The sequence below is a fragment of the Mitsuaria chitosanitabida ATCC BAA-476 = NBRC 102408 genome, from assembly GCF_001598255.1.
GTDB lineage: Bacteria > Pseudomonadota > Gammaproteobacteria > Burkholderiales > Burkholderiaceae_C > Roseateles > Roseateles chitosanitabidus.
Map to the genome: position 1 here is coordinate 1 of NZ_BCYP01000010.1, position 11,920 is coordinate 11,920.

The window sequence follows — 11,920 nt, forward strand, 5'->3', positions numbered from 1 at the left end:
GCGCCAAATGCAGGAACCAGCGCGTCTAAGCCCCTCGCCCACGGAGTGGGAGAGGGGTTTGGGGTGAGGGCCGTCGCATGCCAGAGACGAAGTTGGGTCACCCGCGCAAGCCCACAAAGATTTTTATGAAGTTTTCGTGACCTCCGGTGGTTTCGGCCCGGCCAGCCCGTCTAGAGAGCAGGCAGTCACAGGGATTGAGGAAAACAAGATGAGGGAGAAGAAGATGTTCGGGAGCATTGGCGTGCCGCGTCGCGTGGTCTGCGCGACCTGCGCCGCCGCCGGCGTGCTCGGCGCCTCGCTGGCGCAGGCGCAGGCCGCGCCAGCCGCGCAGGGCGTGCCGGCCGCGTCCGAGGCGCCCGCCAAGGCCGATGTCGCGCCCGCCAGGCAGGGCGCGCCGACCACGTCCGAAGCGCCCACCCAGGCCCCCGCCGACACCGCGCCGGCCGCCGACGACACCCGCCCCGTCGACGTCTACGAGTACCTGGTGCGCGGCAACACCGTGCTGGACGCCCGCGCGATCGAGCGCGCGGTGCTGCCCTACCTCGGCCCGGCCCGCTCCCGCAAGGACATCGACGGCGCGCGCGAGGCGCTGGCCGCCGCCTACCAGGCCGCCGGCTACCAGTCGATCTACGTCGACCTGCCCGAGCAGCAGGTCACCGACGGCGTCGTGATCCTGCAGGTCAGCGAGGTGCGCGTGGGCCGCCTGCGCGTGACCGGCAGCGAGTACTCCTCGCTGACCGAGCTGCGCGACCAGGTCCCGTCCCTGCGCGAGGGCGAGGTGCCCAACTTCCAGCAGGCGCAGACCGAGCTCAACGCGCTCAACCGCGGCGGCCAGCGCCAGGTCATGCCCCTGGTCCGCCAGGGCGCCATGCCCGGCACCATGGACGTGGACCTCAAGGTCGACGACCGCAGCCCCTGGCGCGTGAGCGCCGGCCTGAACAACGACAAGAGCGCCGACACCCGCGCCCTGCGCGCCAGCCTGTCCGTCGGCCATGACAACCTCTGGCAGGCGGGGCACAGCGCCTCGCTCAGCCTGTTCGCGACGCCGCAGGACTACCGCCAGACCAACGTCGTCTCCGGGTCCTACACCGCGCCGATCAAAGGCAGCCACTGGGCCGTCGAGGCCTCGGGCTACGTCTCCGACAGCCAGATCGCCACGCTGGGCGGCACCACCGTGCTGGGCAAGGGCCACGCGGCCGGCCTCAAGGCCACCTACACCGTGCCCGATGCCGGCGTGTGGTGGCACGCGCTGAGCCTGGGCCTGGACGTCAAGCGCAACCGCGAGGCCGTGCGCGTCGGCGTCACCGCCGACAACGTGCCGCTGGACTACGTCCCGCTGACGCTCAGCTACTCCGGCGTTCGCAGCGGCGAGGACAGCCAGCTCGCGCTGGGCGTGTCCGCCGTGGTCGGCACCCGCGGCCTGCTGGGCTACGGCAGCGACTGGCGCCAGTTCGACTACAAGCGCTACAAGGCCTCGCCCGGCTTCCTCGTGCTCAAGGGCGACCTCAACGGCAGCCACAACCTCTGGGGCGGCGCGCAGATCGCCACGCGCCTGGCGGTGCAGGCCAGCGACTCCGCGCTGGTGTCGGCCGAGCAGATGGCCGCCGGCGGCATGAACTCGGTGCGCGGCTACCTGTCGGCCGAGCGCGTCGGCGACGTGGGCGTGGTCGGCTCCTTCGAGCTGCGCAGCCCGGCGCTGAGCCTCTCGGCCATCGCGCTCGAGAACGCGCGCCTGTACGCCTTCTTCGACTTCGGCCATCTGCGCCTGCGCGACCCGCTGCCCGAGCAGCAGAGCCGCTTCACGCTGTATTCGAGAGGCCTGGGCGCGAGCTTCGCGCTGGGCCCGGGCCTCAGCGGCCGCCTGGACTACGGCTACCCGCTGCGCGCGGGGGAGCGCACCCGCCTCCACGACGCGCGCCTCACCTTCAATCTCAACGCCAGCTACTGAGCCGGCCAGGAGCACCCTGTCATGCGACGCATCCTCTTTCTCGCGCTCTCCCTGATGGGCGCCTTGTGGCCGGGCCTGTCCCACGCCTGGTGGCAACCCGACTGGGCCTACCGCAAGCCCATCACGCTGGACGCCGGCCCGCAGGGCGCGGCCATCGGCGGCGACGCCGGCCGCGCGCCCGTGCTGGTGCGCCTGCACACCGGCAACTTCAGCTTCGAGGGCGTGTCCGAGAACGGCGCCGACCTGCGCTTCGTCGCGGCCGACGACAAGACCGTGCTCAACCACCAGATCGAGCAGTTCGACCCACTGCTGGGCATGGCCCTGGTGTGGGTGGACGTGCCGGCGCTGCCGGCCGGCACGCCGCAGCAGATCTGGATGTACTACGGGAACAAGAAGGCGGCGGCTTCCGGCAACGGCCAGCGCAGCTTCGACCCGGACTACACGCTGGTCTACCACTTCGCCGAGGCCAACGCCCCGGCCCGCGACACCACCGCCTACGGGAACAACGCGCAGACCACCGTGGTCTCCGCCGAGGGCACCGTCATCGGCCGCGGCGCGCAGCTGGGCCGCGCGCCGCTGATGCTGCCGGCCTCGCCCTCGCTGGCGGTGGCCGCGGGCTCGCCCTTCACCTTCAGCGCCTGGATCCGTCCCGAGGCGCTGGGACCGCGCCAGATCGTCTACGCGCGCCATGACGGCAGTGCGCAGCTGATCCTCGGCGTCGACCAGGGCGTGCCCTTCGTCGAGGTCAACGGCCAGCGCAGCGCGCCGGGCCAGCCCGTGCAGGCCGGCCAGTGGTCGCACCTGGCGCTCAAGGCCACGGCCGACAGCGTCACGCTGCTGGTGGGCGGCCGCGTCGCCTCGCGCCTGAGCACCGGCCTGCCGGCGCTCGGCACCGCCGCCGCCGTCGGCGCGGACGGCCCGCAAGGGCAGGGCGCCTTCGCCGGCGCGATCGACGAGCTGCGCCTGTCCAAGGTCGCGCGCCCCGACGCGCTGCTGCTGGCCGACGCGGTGTCGCAGGGCTCCGACTCCAAGCTGACGAAGTTCGGCGCCGACGAGCAGCAGGCGGGCAAGAGCCACTTCGGCTTCATCCTGGCCGCGATGCCGCTGGACGCCTGGGTCGTGGTCGCGATCCTGGGCCTGATGATGGCCGTGTCCTGGATCATCATGATCGGCAAGGGCCGCGCCTTCGGCGCCATGGAGCGCGCCAACACGGACTTCATGACCCGCTTCCGCGAGACCGCCGGCAACCCGCTGGACTCGCTCGCCAGCGGCGACCGCGTCGCCGCGGCGGTGAAGGCCGATTCCCCGCTGTGGCGCCTGTATGCCGTCGCCATCGAGGAACTGCAGCGCCGCCATGAGCGCGGCTACGACGTGAACGCGGTGTCCGCCTCGACCATCGGCGCCATCCGCGCCGCGATGGACGGCGTGATGGTGCGCGAGTCCGAGAAGATGGCGCGCCGCATGAACTGGCTGTCCACCACCATCGAGGGCGCGCCCTACGTCGGCCTGTTCGGCACCGTGATCGGGATCATGCTGGTCTTCGTCGTGGCCGCGATGGCGGGCGCGGTGGACATCAACTCGGTCGCGCCGGGCATGGCCGCCGCGCTGCTGTGCACGGCCGCGGGCCTGGGCGTCGCGATCCCGGCGCTGTTCGGCTACAACTGGCTGGCCGCGCGCTCCGACGCGATCGGCGCCGACATGGCCGTCTTCGTCGACGAGTTCTCCACCCGCCTGGCCGAGGAGCAGGGCGAGGGCCGCCAGGCGCGCGCGCCGGTGACGACGATGCGGAGCGCCTGACCATGGCCAGCGCAGCGAAGTTCGGCGTCAAGAAGCGCGCCGGCGGCATCAACATCACGCCCTTCGTCGACGTGCTGCTGGTCGTGCTGGTCATCTTCATCCTGACCAGCAACGCCAGCATCCCCGGCATCAAGGTCGACCTGCCCAAGGCCAGCTCGTCCACGCCGCTGGAGAAGCCCAAGACCAAGGCCATCACCATCGACGCGGGCGGCCGCATCTTCCTGGACGCCTACCCGGTGTCGCTGGCGGAGCTCGAGGAGCGCCTGCGCACCGAGAAGGCGCTGACCCCGGACTTCCCGGTGATCGTGCGCGGCGAGTCCGCCGTGCAGTACGCCAAGGTGGTCGAGGTGCTGGACCTGCTGCGTCGCATCGAGCTCAACCAGGTCGGCCTGGTCACGGGCAAGCCCAGCTGAGGACGCGGCGTGGACTCGAACCGTCTTTCCCCCGGGCCGCTGCGCGCGCTCTGGCGCCGCTGGGGCGGCTGGGCCGTCGGCGCGGGCGTGCTGCTGCTGGCGGCGGGCCTGCTCTGGCACCTGCTGTCGGACACGGCCGCGCAGCGTCGCGAGGCGCCGCGCACCGCGCTGCTGACGCTGCCGCCGCCCCCGCCGCCTCCACCGCCGCCCGAGCCCGAGAAGCGCCCCGATCCGGAACCCGTGAAGCCCGAGAAGATCGTCGAGCCGACGCCCACGCCGGAGAAGCCGGCCGACAAGCCGATGGACGACGCCAAGGCGCCGGACGCGGCCAAGGACCTGGGCGACCCGGTGACCATCGCCGGCGACGCGCAGGCCGGCAACGACGCCTTCGGCATCCAGGCCGGACGTGGCGGCGGCTCGGCCGGCACCGGGACCGGCGGTGGCGGCCTGGGCGGCGCGAGCTATGCGCGCTACGTCTCCAGCCGGCTGCAGCAGGCGCTGTCGCGGGATCCGCGCACGCGTCAGCTGGCCTTCGAGGACCTGCGGCTGGACCTGTGGCTGGACGCCGCGGGCAAGCCCTCCCGCGTGGAGCTGGTGCAGGGCTCGGGCACCTCGCGCACCGACGGCCTGGTGCTGGCGGTGCTGCGCGAGCTGGAGGCGCTCGACGAGCGCCCGCCCGCGTCCATGCGCTACCCGATGCGTGTCTCCATGAAGGGCGTGCGGCCCTGAGCCCGCGCGGCCGGCGAGCGGCCGCGACGCCCCCTCATTCCGACTTTCGAGAGTTCGTCATGATCGTCATGAAACAAGTTGCTGAACGATTCCCCCTGGCCGGCGCGGTGGACCGCGTCGACGCCGCCCCCGCGCCGCGACGCGCGCGGCCGCTGAACACCGTGGCCGTCGCGAGCCTGCTGTCGCTGGCCGCGCTGTGCGCGCCGGTGCTGGCGCACGCGCAGGCCGCGGGCGGCACGCCCGCCGGCGAGAGCACCATGGTCCAGCTGATCCGCGGCCTCATGAAGAGCGGCGCGCTGGCCAAGGACGTGGGCGAGGCACTGCTGGCGCAGGCCCAGGCCGAGGCCATGGCCAACCAGGCCGCGCAGCGCAAGGCCGCGACGGCCGGCGCGGGCGCCGGGGGGGCGGTCGCGGCCGCCGGTGGCGCGGTCACGCGGGCCGAGGGCGGCGACGTGCGCGTGACCTACGTGCCGCAGGTGGTCAAGGACCAGATCCGCGACGAGGTGCGCGCCGAGGTGATGGCACAGGCCAAGGCCGAGGGCTGGGCCGCGCCGAACGAGACGCCGGAGTGGTCCAAGCGCGTGCGCGTCGAGGGCGACGTGCGGCTGCGCAACGAGTCGCGGCTCTACTCGGGCAACAACAGCAACCAGGAAGTCAACTTCGCCGCCATCAACGACGGCAACGCCTACGACGTCAACCCCAACACCGCCGCGGGCCTGCCGCCGCTGCTCAACACGCGCCAGAACCGCGACAATCTGTGGCGCGTGCGCGCCCGGCTGGGCGTCGTGGCCACCCTGTCCGACGAGACCCAGGCCGGCGTGCGCGTCGCCACCGGCAGCGACGCCAGCCCCGTCTCCACGACGCAGACGCTGGGCGGCGGGCTCGGCAAGAAGTCGATCTGGCTGGACCAGGCCTGGCTGTCCTACGCGCCGCTCAAGGGGCTGACGCTGACGGGCGGCCGCTTCGGCAACCCCTTCGTGTCGACCGACGTGCTGTTCTCGTCCGACCTGAACTTCGACGGCGTCGCGGCGAAGGCGAGGTTCGTGCCGTCCAACAACCCGGGCGTGGAGCTCTTCGGCACCGGCGGCTTCATCCCGCTGGAGTACCTGGGCGCCGACTTCCCCAAGACGGCGCAGAACAAGACCGCCAGCAAGAACAAGTGGCTGCTGGGCCTGCAGGGCGGCGTGAAGTGGCAGCTCGACGCGTCCAACCGGGTCGAGGCCGCAGTGGCGGGCTACGACTTCCGCAACATCAGTGGCGTGCGCTCGGCCCCCTGCGCGCTGTACGCGGGCGAGGACCACTGCAGCACCGACTGGTCGCGGCCGGTCTTCATGCAGCGCGGCAACACCATCATGGCGCTGCGCGACATCGCGCTGAATCCGGACAACCCGGCCAACACGCCGATGCCGCAGTACTTCGGCCTGGCCTCGCGCTTCCGCCTGCTGGACGTGAACCTGCGCTGGGACACGCGCATCGCCGGCAGCTACGGCCTGCGCCTGGACGGCAACTACCTGCGCAACCTGGCCTACAAGGCCGACGAGATGTTCGCGCGCTCGGGCAACAACATCCTCAACAACTTCGACGGCTCGGGCGGCACGACGCGCGCGGCCTTCCGCAGCGGCGGCTCGGCCTACCTGCTCCAGGCCACCTTCGGCTGGCCGACGGTGCAGGCGCGCGGCGAATGGAACGTGCTGGCCGCCTACAAGCGCATCGAGCCCGACGCGCTGCCCGACGGCTACAACGACTCGACCTTCCACGGCGGCGGCACGAACGCGCGCGGCTTCATCGTGGGCGGCTCCTACGCCTTCGACAAGAACGCGTGGTTCACCGGCCGCTGGATCTCGTCGAAGGAGGTCTACGGCGCGCCGATGTCCATCGACACGCTGCAGATCGACTTCAACGCCCGCTTCTGAGGACGACGCCCATGCCTTCCGAATCCCTGTCCCGCCACGGCCCGACGCGGTCGACGGCGATCCCGCCGTCGCCCTCCGCGACGCCCGTGGGCGCGCGATCGCCCCTGGCACGATCGGGCCCGCGGGCCGCCGTGGCCGCGATGCTCGCCGGACTGGCGCTGGCCGCGCCCTGGACGGCGCAGGCCCAGGGCGCGCAGCCATCGATGGAGGAGCGTCTGCGCACGCAGCTGCGCGCCACCACGGCGCAGCTGCAGCAGGCCCAGAACGAGCTGGCCGCGCTGAAGAGCGCCGCGCCCGCGCCGGCCGCGCCGGCGGCCAGGCCGGCGGAGCTCGAGGCGCTGCGCCGCGAGCTGGCCGAGAGCCGCGCCGCGCTGGCCCGGGAGCGCGAGGCCCGCGGTCAGCGCGACGAGCGCGATCAGCAGCTGGCCGCCGCGCGCGACGCGGCGCAGGGCGCGTCGGAGCGCTCCACCGCGCAGGTGGCGCAGTTCCGGGCCGCCTACGACCAACTGCTCAAGCTGGCCCGCGAGTCCGAGGCCGAGCGTCAACGCCTGGCGGCCGGCGCCGCCGCGCAGGACGCGGCGATCAAGCAATGCCAGGTGAAGAACCAGCAGCTGTACGAGGTGGGGCTGGACGTGCTCAAGGCCTACGAGACGCTGGGCCCGGGCACGATCCTCGCGACGCGCCTGCCCTTCGCCGCGAGGAGCCGCGTGCGCCTGGACGAGGTCGCCCAGCAGTACGGCGACAAGCTGTACGACGGTCGCTTCGACCCGCGCGCGGCGCAGGAGCCGGCGCCGGCCGCGCCCACCGCGACGCCGACGGGATCCGCCGCCACGCAGGCGCCGGCTGAGGGCGGGCGGTGAACCTCCCGGGGCAGCGCCCGCCGCGGCACCCGCGGTGGCGCCCCTTCGATCCGATGCGCGCGCGGTCTGGCGCGGACGACGGCACGCGCGTGATCGGTGCTTCGGCGATGTCAGCGATGTCGGCGATTGCCCCGAACGAGACCCGCTGCGCGAGCAGCACGAACACGAATACGAGCATGATGACCATGACGAACGAGCAACCGACCCCGAACGCCGCCGACGCGGCCCTGCTGACCGCGCTGGACGCCGGCGTCGTCGCCGCGGCGATCCAGGCCGCCGGCTGCGGCGTCACGCCGGTCGAGCAGGACGGCGTGGTGCTCCTGCACAGCGCCAGCCAGGGGATCGGCTTCCAGGTGTTGTGGGGGAACCCCGCGCCGGTGGTCGACGCGGGACCGGCCGCCGGCCAGCGTCGCTATGCGGACCTGACGCTGAGCTGCCCGCTGCGGGTGCAGGGCGGCACGCTGCCGGAGTCGCTGCTGTCGGACTGGCATCGCGCCAAGCGCTTCGCCCGCGTCGCGCGCCATGGCGAGCATGTGGTCCTGGAGATGGACGTGATCGCCGTGGGCGGCATCTCGCGCACGCATCTGGAGGTGCAGTTGCAGCTGTGGACGCAGATGATGGGCCAGTTCTTCAGCTTCCTCCGCAACTTCCGGCCGGAGGAGAGCACCACCGCGACGGCGTCGGCGGCGAGCGAGTCGACCGGGGCGTCGGCCTCGGCGCCCGTCATCGACGCGGCGGCCCCGACCCTCGCCGACGGCGCGGCCCAGCCCGCATGACCTGACCCCGTTCAGGGGTGGGCGGCCTCGCCCGCGGCCGCCGCCCGCGTCATCGGGCGGCGCGCCACGCCGCTCACCACCGCAGCCAGCGCCGGCCGGCCCACGCGCCCAGGCCGGCCGACGCGGCCATCCCCAGCACGTACCAGACGGCGAGGAAGGGCGCGTCCATCTCCGGGCAGTGCAGCGAGTAGACGCAGGCCCCGACCGCGCCGGCGAGCCAGCCGGCCATCGCGCCGGTCAGCATCGGCCGCGTCGGCGCCAGCCCCCGCAGCGCCCAGAACAGACCGGCCCCGACCGGCAGCGCCGTCGCCACCACGTTGAACACGCACACGCGCCAGGTGCTGCCCAGCAGCAGGTCCGCGCGCGCGGCCGGGTCGGCCTGGAGCAGCACGGTCACGGCCCAGATCCAGAGCAGCAGCACCGGCAGGCCGGCGCCGATCCACCAGCCCCGCACCCGCGCGCCGGGATGGGCCAGGCGGAAGACCACGACCAGCCCGCTCGCGGCGACCGCCAGCGGCATCGCCACCTTCTCCCAGAACACCGGCATGAACACGATGCGCGACAGGTCCGCCCGCAGGCCGTAGGCGGCGGCCACCCAGGCCAGCGCGACCAGGGCGCCCGCCGCCAGCGCCAGCGCGAAGCGGCGCTCTCCCGCATGTCGGGGGACGGGGGCGGTGTCCGCCGCCAGCAGTCCGATCAGGTCGTCGGTCTTCATGAGGATTCCTTCCATTGGCGCGCCAGCGCCTTGAGCCCGCGGTGCACGCCGACCTTCACCGCCGATTCGCTCATGCCGGTCAGGCGCGCGGTCTCCTGCACCGACAGCCCCTCCAGCTTGGTGTGCAGGATGGACAGCCGCTGGTGGCTGGGCAAGCCGTCCAGCAGCCGGTCCAGATCGCGCCGCGCGTCGCCGGCCTCGTGGTCCGCCTGCGCGAACACGGCCAGCTCCTCGTCCAGCGGCTCGTGCAGCGCCTCGTGCCGCTCGCGTCGTCGCCACAGGTCCACCAGCTTGTAGCGGGCCACCGCGTGCACCCAGGCCGTCAGCGGCTCGCCGCGACGGTAGGTCTGGCGCTGTGCGTGCACGGCCATCAGCGTCTCCTGGACCAGGTCCTCGACCTCGTCCGGCAGCTGCTGCAGGCGACGTCGGAAATAGCCGCGCAGCAGCGCGCCCAGCGTCTGCAGGAAGAGGTGGTAGGCCGCCCCGTCCCCGTCCAGTCCGGCCAGGAAGAGGGCGTGCAGCTCGGGTTCCGTCGCGATCACGGGATCTATTCGCGTCATGGCCTGGAAAGGTTACAGCGGGCCTCAAAAAAATAGTCGCGGGATTTCGAGGTGGCGCTGTAACCCGGCGGCCGCCCGCCGCGAATTAGCCATCGGAACGTCACCGCGGCGCCATCGGCGGGCGGGGCGTCCGACCCACAAGCGTCTTTCAACTTTCACCTGGAGTGCCTCATGAACAGCACCAACACCTCGACTTCCGTCCGCTTCGTCCTGTCCGCGCTGGCCGCGCTGTCCGCCGGCGCCGCGCTGGCCCAGCAGCCGCAGATGCCCGACGCCAAGGCCGCCGACGCCAAGGAGAAGTGCTACGGCGTGGCGATGGCCGGCAAGAACGACTGCGCGGCCGGCCCCGGCACCACCTGCGCCGGCACGGCCAAGGCCGACTACCAGCCCAACAGCTGGAAGTACGTGCCGGCGGGCACCTGCACCAGCATCAAGACGCCCAAGGGCATGGGCTCGCTGACCCCGATGAAGGGCTGAGGCCGTGAGCGGCGTCCTCGGCGCGGGCCTGGGCTTCAAGCCGGAATTCGCGGAGCACGCGCTGCGGGCGCGCGCGCCGGGGCTCTGGTTCGAGGTCCATCCCGAGAACTACCTGGTGGCGGGCGGCCCGCGGCTGGCCTTGCTCGACGCGCTGCGCGACGCGCATCCGCTGTCGCTGCACGGCGTGTCGATGTCGCTGGCCGGGGACGAGCCGCCGGACGCCGATCACCTGGACCGCCTCGCCGCGCTGGTGCGGCGGGTGCGGCCCGCGCTGGTGTCGGAGCACCTGGCCTGGAGCCGCTCGGGCGGCGCCTACGCGCCGGACCTGCTGCCGGTGCCGCGCACCACCGAGGCCTTGCGCCGCGTGGCGGCCAATGTCTCGCGCATGCAGGACCGGCTCGGCTGCCGCGTGGCCATCGAGAACCCGTCCCACTACCTGCGCCTGGACGCGCACGAGTGGGACGAGGTCGACTTCCTGCACGAGCTCGCGCGCCGCAGCGGCTGCGGGCTGCTGGTCGACGTGAACAACGTGTTCGTGTCGGCGGCCAACGTCGGGGTCGACGCGGCGCGCTGGATCGATCGCGTCGACGGGGCGTTGGTGATGGAGATCCATGTCGCGGGACATCAGGCGGATCCGGCGCTCGGCGACGGGCTGCTGATCGACAGCCATGACGCGCCCGTCGCGGCACCGGTCTGGGCCCTGCTGGAGTGCCTCACCGCGCGCATCGGGCCGCGGCCCACGCTGCTCGAGCGCGACGGCAAGCTGCCGGCCTTCGACGCGCTGATGGCGGAGCGCGCCATCGCCCACGCGCTCCACGCGCGGCAGGCTCAACAGCCGCAAGCACCGCAAGCACCGCAAGCACCGCAAGAACCGCAGCGGCCGCGAGCGCTTCAGCCGGCTCGAAACGCCGCGCCGCTGGAGGTCTCGCCATGACGCTCGCCGAGTTCCAGCAGAGTTTCTGGCGCGAGCTGTGGGCCGAGCACGCCTCGTCGGTCTGGGCCGCGCAGCCCGGCCTGGCGGTCTATCGCAACACCGTGCTCCAGGGCTGCATCGACGCGCTGCGGTCCTTGTACCCGGCGGTGCGGCGGCTGGCGGGCGACGACTGGCTCGCCGCCACCGCACTGGCCTACGCGCGCGAGCAGCCGCCCTCGGACGGCGGTCTGCACGGCTACGGCGCGCGCTTCCCCGACTTCATCGCCCACGCGCTCGCCCAGGGCGAGCACGCCGACGACTGGCCCTGGCTGTCCGAGGTCGCGCGCCTGGACCGGCTCTGGAGCGAGAGCCATGTCGCGGCCGATGCCCCGGTGTTGTCGCTGGCCGCGCTCGCGGGGCCCGCCGGACCCGACGGCGAGGGGCTCGCGCGCCTGCGGCTGTGGCCGCATCCGGCCGCGCGCTGGCATCGCAGCGAGGACTGGCCGGTCTTCAGCCTGTGGGAAGCGGCGCGATCGGCGAAGGACGATCCCAATCCGCCGCATTGGCACGGGCAGGCGGTCCTGATGACGCGCTCCGAGGGCGCGGTCGAGGCCGTCGAACTGGATGCCGGCGACCACGCGCTGCTCGTGGGCTGCGCGCGGGGACTGGTTCTCGGCGAGGCGCTCGACGCGGCGCTGCGCCATCACCCGATGACGGATCCCGGCGCCGCGCTGGCCCGTCTGATCACACGAGGCGCCTTCACGGCGATCACCGCATGAACACCATCCATCCCCGCGAGGTCGAGTCCACCTCCGTCCC

The 11,920-nt window shown here is 73.0% G+C and carries 12 protein-coding genes; 10 read left to right on the top strand and 2 right to left on the bottom strand.

Annotated features, from left to right (window positions below):
• The first annotated feature begins 223 nt into the window (after nt 1–223).
• The 7 genes from MCHT01_RS06030 (at nt 224) to MCHT01_RS06060 (ending at nt 8,436) form a co-directional block, all read left to right on the top strand.
• The gene (locus MCHT01_RS06030) at nt 224–1,948 is read left to right on the top strand and encodes a ShlB/FhaC/HecB family hemolysin secretion/activation protein (RefSeq protein ID WP_084452058.1); all 1,725 of its coding nucleotides are present in this window, start codon (nt 224–226) and stop codon (nt 1,946–1,948) included.
• Nucleotides 1,949–1,969: 21 nt separating this feature from the next.
• Entirely contained in the window at nt 1,970–3,745 is a 1,776-nt protein-coding gene (locus MCHT01_RS06035) for a DUF2341 domain-containing protein (protein ID WP_067063719.1), read from the top strand.
• Between the two features lie 2 nt (nt 3,746–3,747).
• The gene (locus tag MCHT01_RS06040; protein WP_067063721.1) at nt 3,748–4,158 is read left to right on the top strand and encodes an ExbD/TolR family protein; all 411 of its coding nucleotides are present in this window, start codon (nt 3,748–3,750) and stop codon (nt 4,156–4,158) included.
• A 9-nt stretch (nt 4,159–4,167) separates the two neighbouring features.
• A complete protein-coding gene (locus tag MCHT01_RS06045; protein WP_245643175.1) occupies nt 4,168–4,887 on the top strand; it encodes a hypothetical protein in 720 nt (239 codons plus the stop codon).
• Between the two features lie 59 nt (nt 4,888–4,946).
• Nucleotides 4,947–6,800 (top strand): putative porin, encoded by a 1,854-nt coding sequence (locus MCHT01_RS06050; RefSeq protein WP_218017874.1) that lies wholly within the window; start codon nt 4,947–4,949, stop codon nt 6,798–6,800.
• 11 nt (nt 6,801–6,811) lie between these two features.
• Entirely contained in the window at nt 6,812–7,660 is an 849-nt protein-coding gene (locus MCHT01_RS06055; protein ID WP_067063724.1) for a hypothetical protein, read from the top strand.
• A 176-nt stretch (nt 7,661–7,836) separates the two neighbouring features.
• Complete coding sequence (locus tag MCHT01_RS06060) at nt 7,837–8,436, top strand: YbjN domain-containing protein (RefSeq protein ID WP_067064031.1); 600 nt, start codon at nt 7,837–7,839, stop codon at nt 8,434–8,436.
• 73 nt (nt 8,437–8,509) lie between these two features.
• On the opposite strand, the gene MCHT01_RS06065 is transcribed toward MCHT01_RS06060, so the two are convergent.
• Nucleotides 8,510–9,151 (bottom strand): NrsF family protein, encoded by a 642-nt coding sequence (locus MCHT01_RS06065; protein WP_067063727.1) that lies wholly within the window; start codon nt 9,149–9,151, stop codon nt 8,510–8,512.
• Nucleotides 9,148–9,711, bottom strand: coding sequence for a sigma-70 family RNA polymerase sigma factor (locus tag MCHT01_RS06070; RefSeq protein ID WP_067063729.1), 564 nt, complete (start codon nt 9,709–9,711; stop codon nt 9,148–9,150). The genes MCHT01_RS06065 and MCHT01_RS06070 overlap by 4 nt, the downstream gene beginning before the upstream one ends.
• Nucleotides 9,712–9,882: 171 nt before the next feature.
• Here MCHT01_RS06070 and MCHT01_RS06075 point away from each other — a divergent pair, with 171 nt between their 5' ends.
• Genes MCHT01_RS06075 through MCHT01_RS06085 form a run of 3 tightly spaced genes read left to right on the top strand, consistent with a single transcriptional unit; the run spans nt 9,883 to nt 11,880 of the window.
• Nucleotides 9,883–10,188 carry a BufA1 family periplasmic bufferin-type metallophore gene (locus tag MCHT01_RS06075; protein ID WP_067063731.1) on the top strand — a complete coding sequence of 102 codons (306 nt, stop codon included), beginning with the start codon at nt 9,883–9,885 and terminating at the stop codon, nt 10,186–10,188.
• Between the two features lie 4 nt (nt 10,189–10,192).
• Nucleotides 10,193–11,122, top strand: a complete 930-nt coding sequence (gene bufB, locus MCHT01_RS06080) for an MNIO family bufferin maturase (protein ID WP_084451999.1) — start codon at nt 10,193–10,195, stop codon at nt 11,120–11,122.
• On the top strand, nt 11,119–11,880 hold the full coding sequence (locus MCHT01_RS06085) for an HvfC/BufC N-terminal domain-containing protein (RefSeq protein WP_067063733.1): 762 nt from the start codon (nt 11,119–11,121) through the stop codon (nt 11,878–11,880). The genes bufB and MCHT01_RS06085 overlap by 4 nt, the downstream gene beginning before the upstream one ends.
• Nucleotides 11,881–11,920: the final 40 nt, after the last annotated feature.